15 protein-coding genes are annotated in these 17306 nt (G+C 68.7%); 6 read left to right on the forward strand and 9 right to left on the reverse strand.

Translation table 11 applies throughout. The features are described from left to right. Positions 1 to 153: 153 nt before the first annotated feature. On the reverse strand, positions 154 to 933 hold the full coding sequence (locus ACP93_RS18670; protein WP_048492161.1) for a LytR/AlgR family response regulator transcription factor: 780 nt from the start codon (positions 931 to 933) through the stop codon (positions 154 to 156). Next, entirely contained in the window at positions 930 to 2171 is a 1242-nt protein-coding gene (locus ACP93_RS18675) for a sensor histidine kinase (RefSeq protein ID WP_228136089.1), read from the reverse strand. Before ACP93_RS18675 ends, ACP93_RS18670 begins: the two co-directional genes overlap by 4 nt. A 75-nt stretch (positions 2172 to 2246) precedes the next feature. On the opposite strand from ACP93_RS18675, the gene ACP93_RS18680 reads away from it, so the two are divergent. Continuing rightward, on the forward strand, positions 2247 to 2633 hold the full coding sequence (locus tag ACP93_RS18680; protein WP_048492163.1) for a hypothetical protein: 387 nt from the start codon (positions 2247 to 2249) through the stop codon (positions 2631 to 2633). Positions 2634 to 2844: 211 nt separating this feature from the next. Here the strand turns inward: ACP93_RS18680 and ACP93_RS18685 are convergent, their stop codons facing one another. After that, the gene (locus tag ACP93_RS18685) at positions 2845 to 3786 is read right to left on the reverse strand and encodes a LysR substrate-binding domain-containing protein (RefSeq protein WP_048492164.1); all 942 of its coding nucleotides are present in this window, start codon (positions 3784 to 3786) and stop codon (positions 2845 to 2847) included. Positions 3787 to 4001: 215 nt separating this feature from the next. Here ACP93_RS18685 and ACP93_RS18690 point away from each other — a divergent pair, with 215 nt between their 5' ends. Further along, positions 4002 to 4928 carry a DMT family transporter gene (locus ACP93_RS18690; protein WP_048492165.1) on the forward strand — a complete coding sequence of 309 codons (927 nt, stop codon included), beginning with the start codon at positions 4002 to 4004 and terminating at the stop codon, positions 4926 to 4928. A 69-nt stretch (positions 4929 to 4997) separates the two neighbouring features. Further along, entirely contained in the window at positions 4998 to 5510 is a 513-nt protein-coding gene (locus tag ACP93_RS18695; protein ID WP_048492177.1) for a DinB family protein, read from the forward strand. A 24-nt stretch (positions 5511 to 5534) separates the two neighbouring features. Here ACP93_RS18695 and ACP93_RS18700 read toward each other — a convergent pair whose 3' ends face one another. Beyond that, on the reverse strand, positions 5535 to 6455 hold the full coding sequence (locus ACP93_RS18700) for a peptidylprolyl isomerase (protein ID WP_048492166.1): 921 nt from the start codon (positions 6453 to 6455) through the stop codon (positions 5535 to 5537). Between the two features lie 101 nt (positions 6456 to 6556). Continuing rightward, positions 6557 to 8335, reverse strand: coding sequence for an XVIPCD domain-containing protein (locus ACP93_RS18705; protein ID WP_048492167.1), 1779 nt, complete (start codon positions 8333 to 8335; stop codon positions 6557 to 6559). Between the two features lie 157 nt (positions 8336 to 8492). Here ACP93_RS18705 and ACP93_RS18710 point away from each other — a divergent pair, with 157 nt between their 5' ends. Together ACP93_RS18710 and ACP93_RS18715 are read left to right on the forward strand one after the other, a co-directional pair. Continuing rightward, the gene (locus tag ACP93_RS18710) at positions 8493 to 8858 is read left to right on the forward strand and encodes a PadR family transcriptional regulator (protein ID WP_048492168.1); all 366 of its coding nucleotides are present in this window, start codon (positions 8493 to 8495) and stop codon (positions 8856 to 8858) included. Continuing rightward, a complete protein-coding gene (locus ACP93_RS18715) occupies positions 8855 to 9784 on the forward strand; it encodes a sensor domain-containing protein (RefSeq protein WP_048492169.1) in 930 nt (309 codons plus the stop codon). Before ACP93_RS18710 ends, ACP93_RS18715 begins: the two co-directional genes overlap by 4 nt. A gap of 50 nt (positions 9785 to 9834) precedes the next feature. Here ACP93_RS18715 and phaZ read toward each other — a convergent pair whose 3' ends face one another. Continuing rightward, complete coding sequence (phaZ, locus tag ACP93_RS18720) at positions 9835 to 11145, reverse strand: polyhydroxyalkanoate depolymerase (protein WP_048492170.1); 1311 nt, start codon at positions 11143 to 11145, stop codon at positions 9835 to 9837. Positions 11146 to 11208: 63 nt separating this feature from the next. Then, on the reverse strand, positions 11209 to 11814 hold the full coding sequence (locus tag ACP93_RS18725) for a class I SAM-dependent DNA methyltransferase (protein ID WP_048492171.1): 606 nt from the start codon (positions 11812 to 11814) through the stop codon (positions 11209 to 11211). Between the two features lie 81 nt (positions 11815 to 11895). Here ACP93_RS18725 and ACP93_RS18730 point away from each other — a divergent pair, with 81 nt between their 5' ends. Next, positions 11896 to 12351, forward strand: a complete 456-nt coding sequence (locus tag ACP93_RS18730; protein WP_048492172.1) for a CopD family protein — start codon at positions 11896 to 11898, stop codon at positions 12349 to 12351. A gap of 153 nt (positions 12352 to 12504) precedes the next feature. Here the strand turns inward: ACP93_RS18730 and ACP93_RS18735 are convergent, their stop codons facing one another. Continuing rightward, entirely contained in the window at positions 12505 to 13464 is a 960-nt protein-coding gene (locus ACP93_RS18735; RefSeq protein WP_048492173.1) for an acetyl-CoA carboxylase carboxyltransferase subunit alpha, read from the reverse strand. Positions 13465 to 13657: 193 nt separating this feature from the next. Continuing rightward, positions 13658 to 17245 carry a DNA polymerase III subunit alpha gene (dnaE, locus tag ACP93_RS18740; RefSeq protein ID WP_048492174.1) on the reverse strand — a complete coding sequence of 1196 codons (3588 nt, stop codon included), beginning with the start codon at positions 17243 to 17245 and terminating at the stop codon, positions 13658 to 13660. Between the last annotated feature and the right edge of the window lie 61 nt (positions 17246 to 17306).

The following is a 17306-nucleotide window of genomic DNA, read 5'->3' on the forward strand; positions in this document are numbered from 1 at the left end:
TAGCTAATTAACGAATTAGTTAATTAATGACGTGTCGCCTGGTCCATGTCAAGTGCCGAATCGACGCGGTGACGCGGTTTCCCCATGACCTTCTCCATCCATGAGGAGAGTCGCTGTCGCAAAAGACGTGACCGGTGAGGTGCCGGCGTTTCGTCAGCTTTCCTTGCGTGTCGTCACCAGGCGCAGGAAGGCTTCATGCTGGTAGCGGCTCATGCGCAGTTGCTGCCCCGTCTCCATGGTGATCACGTGGTGACCGTTGAACCAGGGGTGGATCGCCCTCACCCGACGCAGGTTGACGATCGCCGATCGATGCACGCGGGCGAAGTGGCGCGGGTCCAGCCGTGCGACCAGCGTGGCCATGGTCTCGCGCAGTTCATGGGTGCGGTCGGCCAGGTGGATCAGCACCGTGTTGCGACTGGCCTTGATCCAGACGATGTCCTCGACCGCGACCAGCACCACTGCTTCGTCGACGCGCACCGGAATCCGTTGCAGATAGTCGTCGCGCTGGCGCAGCGCATCCAGGGTTTGCAGAATGCGCGCCTCGGCGAAGGATCCGATGCCGTTGCCGGCGGACAGGCGCCGCTTCGCGCGCTGCAGTGTCTCGGCGAAGCGTTCGCGGCTGAAGGGCTTGACCAGGTAGTCCACTGCATTGGCCTCGAATGCACGCACTGCGTACTGCTCGTAGGCGGTGACGAAGATCGTTGCCGGCATGTTGGCCGCACCGATCGTGGCGACGACGTCCATGCCGGTCAGTGCCGGCATCTGGATGTCCAGGAACACCAGGTCCGGCGACTGGCTGCGGATCGCGATCACCGCGGAGGCGCCATCGCCGCATTCGCCCAGTAGTGCGATGTCCGGATCGGTGCGCAACAGCCGCACGATGGCGTGGCGCGCGATCGGCTCGTCGTCGATGACCAGCGTCGTGATACTCATACGGCGACGTGCTCCGGGGCTTCCTCGGCGTCCAGTTCGCGGAAGGGCAGCCGGATGCGGCAGGAAACGCCTTGCGGATAGAGCATGTCGAGCCGGATGTCGGCCTTGTCGCCGTAGAGTTCCTTCAGCCGCAGGCGGGTATTGGAGAAGCCGATGCCGTGTCCGCCCGCACTGCCGTTGTCCTCCAGCGTGCTGTTGCCGTTGCGCACTTCGATGGACAGCGTTTCGCCTTCGCGCCGGCTCTCGATCTCGATGCGGTCGCTGCCGACACGCCGGCCGATGCCATGGCGGATCGCATTCTCCACCAGCGGTTGCAGCAGCAGGCTGGGCACTGCGCAGTGCAGGGTGCCGGGCGCGACATAGATCTTCGTGCTCAGGCGGTCGCCATAGCGCTTGCGCTGGATGCCGAGATACAGGTCGAGCAGGGCCAGTTCGCGTTCCAGGGTGATTTCCTGGCCGTCGTAGTCTTCCAGGAACGCACGCAGCAGCTCGCTCAACCGCAGCAGCATGTCCTCGGCGGCGAGGGTGTCTTCGTCCAGCAGGGTGACGATGGCATGCAGCGTGTTGAACAGGAAATGCGGTTGCAGCTGGCTCTTCAGCGCTTGCAGACGCGACTGCGCGAGTTCGGCGGCCAGGCGGCTGGCTTCCACTTCGCGCCGTGCCTTCTCGGCGTGGAAGTGCAACGCTTGCTGGATCGCGAACAAGGTCCAGTAGGTCAGCAGCCCGATCGCGAAGTGCTGCTCCAGGAAATACCCCAGTTGTTCGGCGAAACCGCTGGGTTCGAACAGGGTGGAGACCAGTGCGCCGATGACCATCGCGGCAAACGTCACGCACAGGCTGGCGACTGCCTGCGCGCCGAGTCCATGGAAGCGCTGGGCGCCGCGGACAGGGAAGCGCTCGGCGAGCCGGAAGACGGTGGGCGCCAGGAGGGCCCAGCTGTACCACTGGATCAGCGACCACCGGATGAGCACCTCCAGAGGCCACCGGCCGGCAGACGCACCGTTGTTGATGATGTTCTGGAGCATGAACACCATGGCCACCAGCGTCCACAGCGCGATATAGCGCCCCAGGCGGATTTCGGTAGTGCCGAGTCGGACGTTCATCCAGAGGCGGTCGAAGGGGGACGGGCGCATCCTAGGCGTAGCGACACGCCGTGGAAAGCGCTGGTGCGTGCGCACTACGATTGGGAGCGCGAGAGCGACGATTCGTCCCGAATCGATTTGCAGCCGTGCGATCACGCGGCCTGATGGGACGCCGGTACAGGGGAATCTACCCCGTGTGGCTGGCGAATCCTTCCCATCGGAGATCCCGTCATGCCCTCGATCCGTCTGTTTGCCTTCACCGTTTCCCTGTCCGTCGCGACCGCACCGGCGGTCGCCGCCGAACCGGTCCGCTATCTGGAACTCAGCAACCGTGCCTATGACGCGCTGACGTCGCTGGCGGTCGCTGCACCGGGCAGTGGAGCGTTCCGTGAGGTCGCACTCCACGCGCCGTTGCTGGGCGGTGGCGACGCAGCGACCTTCCCGCTCGCAGGCACCGCCTGCCGCTACGATCTCCGCTTCACCTTTCGCAACGGACGTTCGATGCTGTATCCGGATGTGGACGTCTGTGCGCACCGCGTGCGCATCCGGCCGCTGCCGCATGCGCAGTCGGGCGGGCATGCGCTGCAGGTCGCTGAGACGGCTGGAACGTCACCTTGATCTCCCGCTCCCGATCGGAGAGGGGCTGGGCGTTCCTTTTCTCTGCTGCGTTTGGCTTCGCGGTGGTGGCACGCCGATCCCTCTCCGCCTGGTTGCTTCCGCTCGCTGTGGGAGGGACTTCAGTCCCGACGCGACCCGCTGTGAGACACAAGGTCTCGGCCGCGCCACCACTTCACTGCGCACGCAGGGCATCCGCGCGCGGCCAAACGAGCTAACCCGCCTTCGGCGGCAATCCGAGCAGCTCGGCCGGCAGCGCCGGCATCGGCGTGCGCTCGTCCAGCGCCTCGCGCTTGAGCCAGTCGACGAAGTGGCTGGCGGCCGGGCTGAGCAGGCGGTGGGTCGGATGCACGATGTAGTAGGAATAGCGCGCGGTCAGCGCCGGGCCGGGCAGGCGCACCAGCTCGTAGCGCTGCAGGTAGGGCTGGGCGATGTGCTTGCGTGCGAGCACCGCGCCGACGCCGTACACCGCCGCGCGCATCGCATCGGTGCTGTCGTTGAAGGTGTGCATCGGCGGCAGTGGCACGCCGCGCACGCTGGCGGCGCGGAACCAGTCGCGCCAGCCCTGCGGCGACATGTCGGTGAGCAGCGGCAGCTGGGCGATCTGCTCGGGCCGGCGCAGCGTCGCCAGTTGCGGCAAGGCCGGCGAGGCCACCGGGAACAGTTCGTCGTCCATCAGGTGGTGCGAGGTCAGTCCCGGCCAGTCGCCCTGGCCGTAGCGGATGCCGAGCTCCGGGCCGCCCTCCTCGAAGCGCGAGAACGCGGCGTCGGTCTGGATCTCCAGGCGCACGTGCGGATAGGCCTGGCAGAAGCGCGGCAGGCGCGGCAGCAGCCAGCAGTACGAGAGCGAGCGCAGCGTGGTAAGGCGCAGCGGCGCGGTGTCGGCCTGCGGATGCAGGTTGCCGGCGACCGCGGCGATGTCGGCCAGTGCCGCGCTGGCGGCGTCGGCCAGCTGCCGGCCTTCGGCGGTCAGCTTGACCCCGCGCGCGTGGCGCTGGAACAGGGTGGCGCCGAGCAGGGCTTCCAGGCGCCGCACATGGTGGCTGACCGCACTGGCTGTGAGATGCAGTTCCTCCGCGGCATGGGCGAAGTTCTGATGGCGGGCCGCGGCGGCAAATACGCCGAGCGCGGGCAGCAGGGAGGGGCGCAGTTGCATGAGCAGACACGCGGCAGATTTGTGGCTCGCGACGATACTACGCGCTTGTCGGCCCTGGGGCGCAGGACGATGCTGGCAGCCGAACACGACATGCGCGACGGGCAGCGCGGTGCGGAGTCGGCGCGGACGCGCCGGCCGGCATCCGCAGCCGGCAGCGGATGCGTGGCGTCGCGCGATCGCTGCGGCGCGTTTCCGGTCGACCGCGAGCCTCCTCCATGCCCACCTCCGATACCTCCCTGCAGCCGGCCATCGTCTCCGCCGATCCTGCGCCCGCATCCGACGGCGCTGCCACGCGCGACTGGCGCACGCCGCTGGAACTGGGCTTCCTCGGCGTCGTCTGGGGCTGCTCGTTCCTGTTCATGCGCGTGGCCGCGCCGCAGTTCGGCCCCTATGCGCTGGTGGAACTGCGCCTGGCGCTGGGCGCGGCGGTGCTGCTGCCGTTCCTGTGGTTGGCGCGGGCGCGTTTCCCGCTGCGGCGTTGGCCGACCCTGGCGGGGATCGGCTTGCTCAACTCCGCGCTGCCGTTCCTGCTCTTCGCCTGGGGCGCGCAACATGCGCCGGCGGCGATCGGCGCGATCTGCAACGCAATGACCGTGCTGTTCACCGCATTGATCGCGTTCCTGTTCTTCGGCGAGAAGATCGGCACGCGCCGCGCGTTTGCGCTGTTGATCGGCTTCGCCGGCATTGTGGTGTTGGCCACCGGCAAGTCGGCCGGCATCAGCGTGGGTCCGGCCGCGTTGGCCGGCACCACCGCCTCGTTGCTGTACGGCATCGGCTACAGCCTGGTGAAGCGGCACATGAGCGACCTGCCGCCGGCCGCCGCCGCCGCCTCCACCCTGGGTTGCAGGGCGGTGCTGCTGGCGCCGCTGGCCTGGACGCATTGGCCGGCCACGCCGGTGCCGGCCGTCGCCTGGGCCTGTGCCGGCGGTCTGGGTGTGCTGTGCACCGGGCTGGCGTTCCTGTTGTACTACCGGTTGATCCAGCGCATCGGCCCGGCGCGCGCGTCGACGGTGACCTATCTGGTGCCGGTGTTCGGCGCGCTGCTGGCTTGGGCGCTCCTCGGCGAACCGCTGACCTGGACCATGCTGCTGGCCGGGGCGCTGATCCTGGGCAGCGTCGCGTTCAGCCAGCGCGCGCGGTAGCAGCGCCGCTGGCAGCGTGCGCGAAGATGCCCGATGCTGGCGCGCACCTTTGGCCTGGAGAACGACGCAATGACCGATTCCCTGCTCGCATCGCAGTTCGCCTTCAAGGCCTGGGCCAACGCCGAACTGCTGCAGGCGCTGGCGCAGATCGATGCCGACGCGTATCCGGCGCAGCGGCAGCGTGCGATCCGGCTGTTGAACCACACCTACGTGGTGGACCGGATCTTCGCCGCGCACCTGCAGGGCGGCACGCATGCGTTCACCGCCAGCAATACGCCGCAGACGCCGCAACTGGAGGCGCTGGGCACGGCCGTGACCGAATCGGACCGATGGTATGCCGATTACGTCACCCAGCTCGACGCGGCGGCCCTGCAGGAGACGCTCGCGTTCCGTTTCACCGATGGCGATGCCGGCCGCATGAGCCGCCAGGAGATGCTGTTCCACGTCCTCGCGCACGGTGCCTTCCACCGCGGCAACATCGCCATGCTGCTGACCGAGTGCGGCGTGGAGCAGCCGCGCGAACTGTTCACCCGCTTCCTGCACGCGCAGCAGCCGCAGCGGCGGGCTGCCGGCGGCGTCTGAGCGCGCGCGGTCGCGCCTGACGGGTTACTTCGGCGGCGTGCGCACCGGCAGCGGCACGTTGCACAGGTCGATGTGCCCGGCCGGACGCTTGTAGAAATCGTCGCGGCGGTTGCGTCGTGCCTCGACCACCTCGCGGAAGGTCCGGGTATCCGTACGCAGCAATTGCAGCGGCGTGCGCTCGGCCTCCGGCACGTCGCTGGCCAGGCGGATCGCGCGGATCGGCGTGCGTTGTTCGGGTTTTTCGTAGAAGCCCATCGGGTCCGGCCCGCGCGGGATCACGCTGAGCAGTTCCATGCCCTTGACCACGCGGCCGACCACGGTGATGTTGCGGTCCAGCTGCCGCGGTGACTGCCCGGTGACCACGTACAGTTCCGCGCCGATGCTGCTGTCCTCGTCGTTGTTGCGGCCGGCGCCAAGCGTGCCGTAGCAGTGCGCCAGCCAGGCGGTGCCGGCCTGGGGATCGCGCGCCACCGGGAAGCCGTCGACGAAGCCCACTTGCGGCGCCCAGCCATCAGCGTCGGGCAGCGGCTGGAACGCCAGGCCGGCGGCCGGACGCTGGAATTCGGCCGGCAGGTGGGTCTTGGCGCTGCCCAGCGACTTGGCCTTGCCCGGCTCCTCGCCATCGGGGTCGCCGAACTGCACCACGAAATTGTCCTGCGAGCGGTAGATGCTCAGGCCGTCCCAGAAATGTTCGTGGGCGAGGGTGCGGATGTTGCCCACGTGCTGCGGCGCGAATGCCGGCGCGAGTTCGATGATCACCCGGCCGGTGCCCAGTTCCAGGTACAGCGTGTTCGCTGGATCCAGCGTGCGCCAGTCGCTGGGCTTGGACGCGTCGAGGATCTGTTGCGGGCTGCGGTACGGCACGGCCGGCGGCGGTGCCCCGGCCGACGCGGCGAAGGTGGACAGCGACAACGCGAGGGCGAGCAGGGAAGTGCGCAGCGGCATGAGGGCGGCCCGGTCGGTGAGCGCCCGATTCTCACCGAAGCGGCGGCCGCTGCCAATGCGCTGCCGGCATGGCGCGACCGGCTCGCCGCCGGCAGCGCCGCCTACGACAGCGCGCGTCGCTGCGGTTCCTGCGCCTCCTGCACCGGCGCCTGGTTCTGCGCCGGCGGCAGCGCGGCCAGTTGCCTGGCGCTTTCCGCGGCCGGGATGCTGGCGGCCTGCGCCGCGTCCACGTAGGCCACGCGCTTGTCGCCGGCGCGGGGGTCGCCCTGCACCGCGAACACGCGCCCTTGCTCGTTGCGCAGGATGTGATCGACCTGGGTCAGGCCGTCGCGCCTGGCCGCCAGCAGCAGTCCGCCCGCGACATTGGCATCGTAGGGCGTGAGCTTGCGCTCGATCGCCTGCTGCATCGCCTGCTGCTGCGGATCGGCGGCGACACGCGCATCGGGCGCAGTGCCCGTGCTCGGCGCGGAGCGCGTGGGCGCCGACGGTGATGGCTGGTCGGCGCGGTCGACCTGCGCGTCGATGCGCACCAGGTCGCCGCCCGGCGTGCCGCCGGCGCTGCTGGCCACGCGAAACAGACGCTCGCTCAGGCCGTACTGGGAATTGCCCAGGTGTCGCGCCAGCCCGATCGCGAAGTCCTGCGGACTCTGTTTTTCATATTGGGCGGCCTCGTGCGCGGTCATCGGACTGGCCTGGGCGGCACGCTGGTACTGCTGGCGCAGCGCGTCCATCTGCTGTTCGGAGAAGCGCAGGCTGACGTTCTGGCCGGCCGCGATCGGCGTATCGGCCGAGGCGGTGTCCTTGCCGGTAAGCGCGGCGTTGAGCAACTGCGCCTGGTTGTGGTCGACCTTGTCGAAGGTGAACTGGTAGCTGCGCTCGTCCACCCGCTCCTTGCCCGCCGGGTCGAACTGGCGGGTCAGGGTCAGCGGCACGTTGCCGGCGTACTGCACCTTGCCGACCACGCTGGAACTGCCGTCGGCATAGGTGGTGCGCACGTTCTCGCCGGTGTTGCGCTGGCCGCCCAGCTCGGCCTTGAACGTGCCCAGGCCGAGCTGGGCGCGGGTTTCCGAGCTCATGGTCAGGCTTTCGACCTTCTGCACGTCGCTGACGCCTGGCGCATCGGTGGCGAGTCGGCCGCTGGCCAGGAAGTCGCGATAGGCGGCCTGCGCCTGCGGTTCGCGCAGATCGAAGGTGGCGGTGCGCATGCTCGCCTGGCCCAGCGCATCCTGCCGGCCCAGCATGGCCTGGGCGACGTCGGTCTTCAGGCCCACGGCCTCCAGCCGCTCCACCGCCTGGGTTGGGCCGATTGCCACGCGCACGCTGTTGGCATCCACGCGCTGCACGGCGTAGCTCATGCCGGCCGCGTCGGTGCGCTCGCTGGACGTGGCGAAGCCGCGGAAGGCCGCTTCCATCGAGGTCTTGGCGAACACCTGGCCATCGAGCTTGACGCTGCCGCCTTCCGGGATCGTCGTGGGGTCGAAGGGATTCACTCGCGCAGCGGCGTCGGCCGTGGCCGCGCCGGGCAGCCTGACTTCGTAGCGGCCGCGCTCGCCGGTGGCCTGGGTCAGGCTGCCGTCGGCGGCCAGGCGCCCGGCCTTGAAGTCGCCCTGGATGCGATGGCCCTGGGTGAACTCCACCTCGACGTTGAACGTGGTCTTGCCGTCCTCCTCCTTGCGGCCGGCGCCGACCTTGCCGGTGTGCACCACCGCGTATTCCAGCGGGCCGTACTTGGCCTGTGCGGCCGTGCGGCTGTACTCCACCGAGCCCGAGCCGGCCTCCGGGTCGCGCTTGACCGGGCCGGTCGAGAACTGGTTGCCGGAACTGGCGAAGCTGGCGTCGGTGGCCTGCCCGGGCTGTGGGGTGGTGGGCGTCGAACTCATGCGTGACCTCCTGGATGGCATGCAAGAAGGAAGGTCACCCAGTCTAGTCAGCGCGGTGTTGCCGAAACGTTTGTCGGCGGCCCGGCACGCATGACCAACGGCACAGTGACTATGTCGAACTCGGTACTAGTATCTAGCTCAACCTAGCGAGGGCGCCATGGTCGAGCCGGATGCGCAACTGAAGAAATTCCAGAAGGAGCTGAGCGCCGGCACGGTGTCGCTGGCCCTGCTGGCAGTGCTGGCCGCGGCCGAGGCGCCGCTGTACGGCTACCTGATCGCCAAGCGCCTGGAGCAGGTGGGCGAGGGCGTGCTCAGCGGCAAGCAGAGTGCGCTGTACCCGGTGCTGCGCAACCTGGAGGCGGCGGGCCTGCTCTCCAGCCATGTCGAGCCGTCGGTGGCCGGGCCGCCGCGGCGCTATTACCACATCACCGCGGCGGGTCTGACCACGCTGCGGCAATGGGCCGCGGCGTGGCGCGCCACCCGCGATTCCGTCGATTCCGTGCTGAAGGGGATTTCAGAATGAGCAGCGCACACACCGCACCGCGGCCCTTGCCGACCACCATTCCCGACTACCTGGCGCAACTGCGCGCGGCGCTGGCCGGTGCCGACCCGGCGCTGGTCCAGGATGCGCTGTACGACGCGGAGGAATACCTGCGTTCCGAACTGGCCGAGCAGCCGGGCAAGAGCGAGGCCGAGGTCATCGCCGGCGTGGCCGGCAGCTACGGCGCGCCGGACGAGGTGGCCGAGATCTACCGCGAGACCGAAGTGACGGTGAACCGCGCGCTGAAGCCGCCGGCGCCGCCCAGGCGCAAGTCGTTGCTCGGCCGCTTCTTTGGCGTGGTCGCCGATCCGCGCGCCTACGGCAGCCTGTTCTACATGTTGCTGTCGCTGGTCACCGGCATCTTCTACTTCACCTGGCTGGTCACCGGCATCAGCGTCTCGGCGGGCATGCTGATCCTGATCGTCGGCGTGCCGCTGCTGGTGCTGTTCTTCGGTTCGGTGCGGCTGCTGTCGCTGGTGGAAGGGCGCGTGGTGGAAGTGCTGCTGGGCGAGCGCATGCCGCGGCGGCCGCTCTACAGCGCGCCCGAACAGCCGTGGTTGCAGCGCATCGGGCGGATGTTCACCGATGCGCGCACCTGGACCACGATGCTGTACTTCCTGCTGATGCTGCCGCTGGGCATCGTCTACTTCACGGTGTTCGCGGCCTTGCTGAGCACGTCCTTCGCCCTGCTGTTCTCGCCGGCGGCCTTGCTGGATCCGGACATCGTGCACTTCACGATCAGCATGGGGAGCACGCAGTGGAGCGGCGGCGAGACCTGGCTGCCGTTGTTGCTGATGAGCGTGCTCGGCGGCCTGCTGTTCTTCGTCACCCTGCACCTGTCGCGCGGCGTCGGCAAGGCGCATGGCCTGCTGGCCAAGCAGCTGCTGGTGCGCAGTGTGGCGCCTTGACGTCCTGATGCGTGATCGCCCGCGGCGGGGTGCCGCGGGCGATACGCCGCTCAGCCCGCCTTGCGGCTGCTGCGGCGCTTGAGCGGGGTGACGTTGCCGGCCGCCGGCGCGCGGCTGGCAGCGGCGTTGGCGGCGATGAAGCTGCGCACCTGCGGGTACACGATGTCGCGCCAGCGGCGGCCGCTGAAGATGCCGTAATGGCCGGCGCCTTGCACTTCCAGGTGCTGGCGGCGTGCGGCGGGGATGCCGGTGCACAGGTCTTGCGCGGCGGCGGTCTGGCCCAGGCCGGAGATGTCGTCCAGTTCGCCTTCGATGCTGAGCAGCGCGGTGTCGCGGATCGCGGCCGGGTCGACCCGCTCGCCGTCGATCACCCATTGCCCACGCGGCAGCAGGAACTCCTGGAACACCACGCGGATGGTGTCCAGGTAGTAGGTGGCCGGCATGTCCAGCACCGCGTTGTACTCGTCGTAGAAGCGGCGGTGCGCCTCGGCGTCCTGCAGGTCGCCCTTGACCAGGTTGGCGTAGAAATCCCAGTGCGACATGAAGTGCCGGCTCGGGTTCATCGCCAGGAAGCCGATGTGCTGCAGGAAGCCCGGGTAGACCTCGCGACCGTGGCCGGGGTAGGCCGGCGGCACGGTGTGGATGACGTTGTGCTCGAACCAGGACAGCGGATTGCGCGTAGCCAGGTCGTTGACCTCGGTGGGGCTGCGCCGCGCGTCGATCGGCCCGCCCATCATCACCAGCGAACGCGGCGTGGTCTCGCCGCGTCCGGCCATCAGCGACACCGCGGCCAGCACCGGCACAGTCGGCTGGCACACGCTCATCACGTGCAGCGACTCGGCGCCGATGTGGCGGATGAAGTCCTGCACATAGCGCACGTAGTCGTCCAGGCCGAAGTCGCCCTCGGCCTGCGGCACCATGCGCGCGTCGATCCAGTCGGTGACGTAGACCTTGTGGTCGCGCAGCAGGGTGCGCACGGTGTCGCGCAGCAGGGTGGCGTGGTGGCCGGACAGCGGCGCCACCACCAGCACGGCCGGCTGCTTCTTGAGGCCGTCCACGACCTTGGCGTCGTCGCTGAAGCGCTTGAAGCGCAGCAGGCGGCAGAACGGCTTGCGCAGCACTTCCTGTTCGACGATCGGCAACGCGTGGCCGTCGACCTCGACATGGTCCAGCGCCCAGGCCGGCTTCTCGTAGTCCTTGCCCAGGCGGTGCATCAATTCGTTGCTGGCGGCCAGGCGCTCGGCACCGGGCAGCGTGGACCACAGGCTGTTGGGGTCGGAGAAGATCTTGGCGTTGGCTTCGGCCTGGTGCACCCAGGGGGCGAGCAGGTTACGGGTCAGTTCGTGCCACTGGTAGAGCATGCCGGTGTTTCCATCCTGAGCGTATGCTGCCGTGCAGCATAACGCATCCGTGATGTTTGCACCTTAATGGGGCACCAGACCAATCGTCTCCAGGGCTGCCGCATCCCCCGCCAGCGCTGGCGCCAGCCAGCAATGACTGCCGACCGGGCGCAGCCCGAGCGCACCGAACTGGCGCCGGTACCAACGCGCCGCGCGTGGCTGGAAGCCGGCATGGTCGCCGTCGAAGTCGTCTTCGGCGGCGAAGGTCTCCAGGAACGCGACGCCGCCGCATAGTTCGACCAGGCCGGGCAGGCCCTGGCGCAACTCGCGGCTGGGCACGTAGTGCAGCACGTCCGAGCACACCAGCAGGTCCACCGGCGCGCACGGCCGCAGCCAGGCGAAATCGCCGAAACGTGCCGGGTGCAGATTGCGGTGGCGGCCATAGCGGGCGACGGCGTAGTCGCTGCTGTCGAAGCCGAGATAGCGCACCTTCGGCCGTAACTTCAGCAGCGGCGCGCGCCAGGCGCCTTCGCCGCAGCCGATGTCGAGCACGTTGCGGATCGGCCGTTCCAGGTAGTACTCGGCCTGGGCCACGGCGAGCGCGACCTTGCGCGCCAGGCGCGCGGCATCGCCGATGCCGTCGCGGCGATACCAGCGCTGGAAGTAGTCGGCGTCGTACTGTTTGCTCATGAGCGCGTGTGGTCCGTGCGGGCGCCGGACGAATCGGCGAAAATGGCCGCACATCCTACGCCAGCGACCCGGAGCCAGCGCATGCAACTCTATCTGTGGATCAAGTCCCTGCATCTGCTGTTCGTGATCGCATGGATGGCAGCGGTGTTCTATCTGCCGCGGATCCTGGTCAACATCGCCGAGAGCGCGGGCCAGCCGCAGGTACAGGAGCGTCTGGCGCTGATGGGGCGGCGCCTGTACCGCTTCGGCCACAGCATGTTCGGCCTGGCGCTGCTGCTGGGGCTGACCCTGTGGCTGGGCTACAAGGTGCTGCCGGACTTCCCGACCATGGTCGCGCCCGGCCATAGCGGCTGGCTGCACGCCAAGCTCGGCCTGGTGGCGCTGATGCTGGCCTACTACATCTTCACCGGCCGCTGGCTCAAGCGCGTGGGTCAGGCGCAGCCCCTGCCGTCCTCGCGCGCGCTGCGCCTGTTCAACGAACTGCCGGTGCTGGCGCTGCTGGTGGTGATCTGGCTGGTTCTCGCCAAGCCGTTTTGAGCGGGAATTGGGGATTCGGGATTGGGGATTCGTAACAGCGATCCCCGGCGCCGAAGTGTCATGGGCTGCCGCGATCAACACTAGGCTGGAAGGCCCCGCTTTTGCGAATCCCTAATCCCGATTCCCCAATCCCGAGGCGCCGCGCGCGGCGCCTCACGCCGTCTCGTACGCGCCGTAGCTGCGCAGGCGCTCGTAGCGCTTCTGCAGCAACTGCTCGATCGGCAGCTGTTCCAGCGCGTCCAGTTCGTTGAGCAGGACCGCCTTCAGGCGCTTGGCCATCTGCGTGGGGTTGCGGTGCGCGCCGCCGATCGGTTCGCGGATCACCTTGTCGACCAGGCCCAGTGCGGACAGGCGCTTGGCGGTCAGGCCGAGCTGTTCGGCGGCGTCCTTGGCCTTGGCCGCGTCCTTCCACAGGATCGAGGCGCAGCCTTCCGGGGAGATCACCGAGTAGGTGCCGTATTCCAGCATCAGCGTGCGGTCGCCCACGCCGATCGCCAGCGCGCCGCCGGAGCCGCCTTCGCCGATCACGGTGCAGATCACCGGCACCTTCAGTTCGGCCATCTCCAGCAGGTTGCGCGCGATCGCCTCGCTCTGGCCGCGCTCTTCGGCACCGATGCCGGGGTAGGCGCCGGGGGTGTCGATGAAGGTCAGCAGCGGCAGCTTGAAGCGCTCGGCCAGCTTCATCAGGCGCAGCGCCTTGCGGTAGCCCTCCGGGCGCGGCATACCGAAATTGCGCGCGATCTTGCTCTTGGTGTCGCGGCCCTTCTGGTGGCCGATGATCACCACGGCGCGGCCGTCGATGCGGCCGAGGCCGCCGACGATGGCCTTGTCGTCGGCGAACGCACGGTCGCCGGCCAGTTCCTGGAACTCGTCGCAGAACACGTTGATGTAGTCCAGCGTGTACGGGCGCTGCGGATGCCGCGCCAGCTGCGAGATCTGCCACGAGGACAGGTCGCGGAAGATCTGCGCGGTGCGCACCCGCAGTTTGTCTTCCAGCGCCCCCACCTCGGCGTCGACGTTGACCGCCGGGCCGGTGCTGGCGTTGCGCAGTTCCTGGATCTTGGCTTCCAGATCGGCGATGGGTTGCTCGAAGTCGAGGTAGTTCGGGTTCATTGGAAGCCGTGGAGAACGTGAAGCGGGGGAGTTTAGCCGAATGCGGGTGTGTGGCCCGTACGGGGGGGAACGGGCTGGTGTGGTGCCGGGATTCGAGATTGGGGATTGGGGATTGGCAAACGCCAGAGCAACAGCCGCGGCGCAGCCGCTCCCGCTCTTGCGAATCCCCAATCCCGAATCCCCAATCCCGGCTTCACGCCCATGGTGGGCTGTACTTGACCTTCACCGCGCGCACCGCCGGGTCGCCGCGCAGGGCGTCCAGCAACTGCGGGTCCACGCGCACCGAATGGCTGCCGTTGAGGTCGAGCATGCCGGCGATGCCGCCCTGCGCCGATTGCAGCAGCAGGTCCAGGCGCAGCGGCGTCTTGCCCGGGCGGTGGCGGGCGAGCAGGCCGTCGATGCGCGGCCAGGCGCTGCGCTGGCGCAGGTCCAGGCGCAGCGACAGGCGCTGCGCGTGGTGCGTGCAGATCTGCTCGTAGTCCCAGCACTGGCGGATGCGCATCGCGTAGCCGCCGTTGAATTCGTCCTCGCGCACGCCGCCCTTGACGATCAGGATGCGGTCGCGGGTCAGCAGGTGGCCGAACTCGGCGATGGCGTCGGAGAACGCGCTGCACTCGATGCGGCCGCGGCCGTCCTCCAGTTGCACGAACACCTGGCTGTCGCCCTTGCGGCGCACGCCGACCACCTGGCCGGCGAGGATCGCGCTGACCTCCGGGCGCCAGGCGCGCTTCTCGCCATCGCCGCCGCCACCACGGCCGCCGCCGGATTGCGCGCAGATCTTCTCCAGCGCGCTCAGGTCGCAGCCGACCAGCTCGCGCACTTCGTCGCGGTACGGATCGAACGGATGGCCGCTGAGGTAGAAGCCCAGCGTCTCGCGCTCGCCCGCGAGCAACTGGCCCAGCGGCCATTCCTTGCTCTCCGGCAGGTCCAGGCGCAGCGCCGGCGCACTGGTATCGGCGCCGCCGAACAGCGAGTTCTGCCCGGAGGCACGCTCGCGCGCCATCTGCTCTGTGGCCTTCATCACCTCCGGCAACTGCAGCATCAGCGTGGCGCGGTTGCTGCCCAGCCCATCCATCGCGCCGGCGTTGATCATCGCCTCGAGGGTGCGCTTGTTGAGCTTGGCCGATTCCACGCGGGTGCAGAAATCCAGCAGCGAGGCGTACTCGCCGCCGCGTTCGCGCTCGGCCACGATCGCTTCGCAGGCGCCGCGGCCGACGCCCTTGATCGCGCCCAGGCCGTACTGGATGGTGTCCGGGGTGGCCGCCTCGAACATGTACGCCGAGGCGTTGATGCGCGGCGGCAGCACGGTCAGGCCGAGGTTGCGCACCTCGTCGAGGAAGCCGACCACCTTGTCGGTGTTGTCCATGTCCGAGGACAGCGTGGCCGCCATGAACTCGGCCGGGTAATGGCGTTTCAGCCATGCGGTCTGGTAGCTGACCAGGGCGTAGGCGGCGGCGTGCGACTTGTTGAAGCCGTAGCCGGCGAACTTCTCCATCAGGTCGAAGATCTCGTCGGCCTTGGCCTCGCCGACGCCGCCCTTGGCCGCACCCTCGCGGAAGATCTCGCGGTGCTTGGCCATTTCCGCCGGCACCTTCTTGCCCATCGCACGGCGCAGCAGGTCGGCGCCGCCCAGCGAGTAGCCGCCGACGATCTGCGCCATCTGCATCACCTGCTCCTGGTACACCATGATGCCGTAGGTGTCCTTCAGGATCGCTTCGGTGCGCGGATCGGGATAGACGATCTCCTCCTGCCCGTGCTTGCGCGCGTTGAACGAGGGAATCAGGTCCATCGGGCCGGGGCGGTACAGCGATACCAGCGCGATGAGGTCCTCGAAGCGGTCGGGGCGGGCGTCCTTCAGCAGCCGGCGCATGCCCGAGGATTCGAACTGGAACACCGCGCCGGTGTTGCCCGAGGCGAAGATGCCCTTGTAGGTCGGCGCATCGTCCAGCGGGATCGCGGCGATCTCCACCGGCGGGATGCCGGCGCGCGCATGGCGCACGTTGATCGCCTTCACCGCCCAGTCGATGATGGTCAGGGTGCGCAGGCCGAGGAAGTCGAACTTGACCAGGCCGACCTGCTCGACGTCGTCCTTGTCGAACTGGGTGACCGGGTTCCTGCCGAGATTGTCGACGTCGTGTTCGGCGAACAGCGGGCAGAAGTCGGACAGCGGCGTCGGCGCGATCACCACGCCGCCGGCGTGCTTGCCGGCGTTGCGGGTGAGGTCCTCGAGCTGCCGCGCCAGGTCCATCAGGTCGCGGACGTCGTCCTCGGCCTGGTAGCGCTGGATCAGCTCCGGCGAGGCCATCTCGCTGTCCTTGCCTTCGCCCATCGCATCCTTCAGCGTGATGCCGAGGATGTTGGGGATCAGCTTGGCGACGCCGTCGACCAGGCCGTACGGGAAGCCGAGCACGCGGCCGCAGTCGCGCACCACCGCCTTGGCGGCCATGGTGCCGTAGGTGATGATCTGGCTGACCCGGTCGCGGCCGTACTTGCGCGCCACGTAGTCGATCACCTCGTCGCGGCGATCCATGCAGAAGTCGATGTCGAAGTCGGGCATCGACACGCGTTCCGGGTTGAGGAAGCGCTCGAACAGCAGGTTGTACGGCAACGGATCCAGGTCGGTGATCTGCAGCGCCCACGCCACCAGCGAGCCGGCGCCGGAGCCGCGGCCCGGGCCGATCGGAATGCCCTGGTTCTTGCCCCACTGGATGAAGTCGGCCACGATCAGGAAGTAGCCGGGGAAGCCCATCTTGATGATGGTGTCCAGCTCGAACTCGAGCCGGTCCACGTAGTCCTGGCGGGTCTTGCCGGGCGCCAGCGGATTCTTTTCCAGGCGCGCGGCCAGGCCGTCGCGCGACTGGCTGCGGATCCAGCTGTCCAGCGTCTCGTCGTCGGGCACCGGGTAGGCGGGCAGGAAGTAGGTGCCCAGCTGCATCTCGATGTTGCAGCGTTGCGCCAGCGCCAGGGTGTTGTCGATCGCGTCGGGGATGTCGGCGAACAGCGCGGCCATCTCTTCGGCCGACTTCAGGTACTGCTGGTCGCTGTAGTCGCGCGGCCGCTTGGGATCGTCGAGCACGCGGCCGGAGGAGATGCACACGCGCGCCTCGTGCGCGGCGAAGTCGCTGGCGTACAGGAAGCGCACGTCGTTGCTGGCGATGACCGGCAGGCCGCGGGTGCCGGCGGCGTGCAGGGCGAACTGGTTGAACGCCTCCTCGCCGTCGCGACCGGTGCGGGTCAGTTCCAGGTGCAGGCCGTCGCCGAAGATGCGCTGCCAGTCGGCCAGTTGCTGCTCGGCCAGGTCGTGGCGGCCCTCGCTGGCCAGGCGCCCGGCCACGCTCTCGCGGCCGGCCAGGGCGAACAGGTTGTCGCTGCCGGTCTGCAGCCATTCCGGGCGCAGTGCCACGCCGCCTTCGTTGCGGTGGCCTTCCAGCCAGGCGCGGGTCAGCAGCCGCGACAGGCTGAGGTAGCCGTCGCGGTTGCGGCATAGCACGGTCAGCCGCCACGGCGCCTGGGTGCCGTCGGCGATCAGCAGGTCGGCGCCGGCGATGGGCTTGCTGCCCACGCCTTCGGCGGCCTTGTAGAACTTGACCAGCGCGAACAGATTGTTGAGGTCGGTGACCGCCAGCGCGGGCAGGTCCAGCTCCACCGCGCGGCTGAGCAGGTTGGCCTGCTTGGCTTTCTTCGGGTCGGCCTGATCCGGTTTCTCGGGCACACGGATGGTCGAATCCGCCAGCGAGAACTCGGTGTGGATGTGCAGATGGGCGAAGCGGGAAGTGGACATGCGGAACCAGAGCGATGCCCGGGCAGGGTAGCGGCGGGGGGCGAACCGGGCAAGGCTTGAC

This window comes from Xanthomonas sp. NCPPB 1128 (assembly GCF_001043115.1).
Taxonomy (GTDB): domain Bacteria; phylum Pseudomonadota; class Gammaproteobacteria; order Xanthomonadales; family Xanthomonadaceae; genus Xanthomonas_A.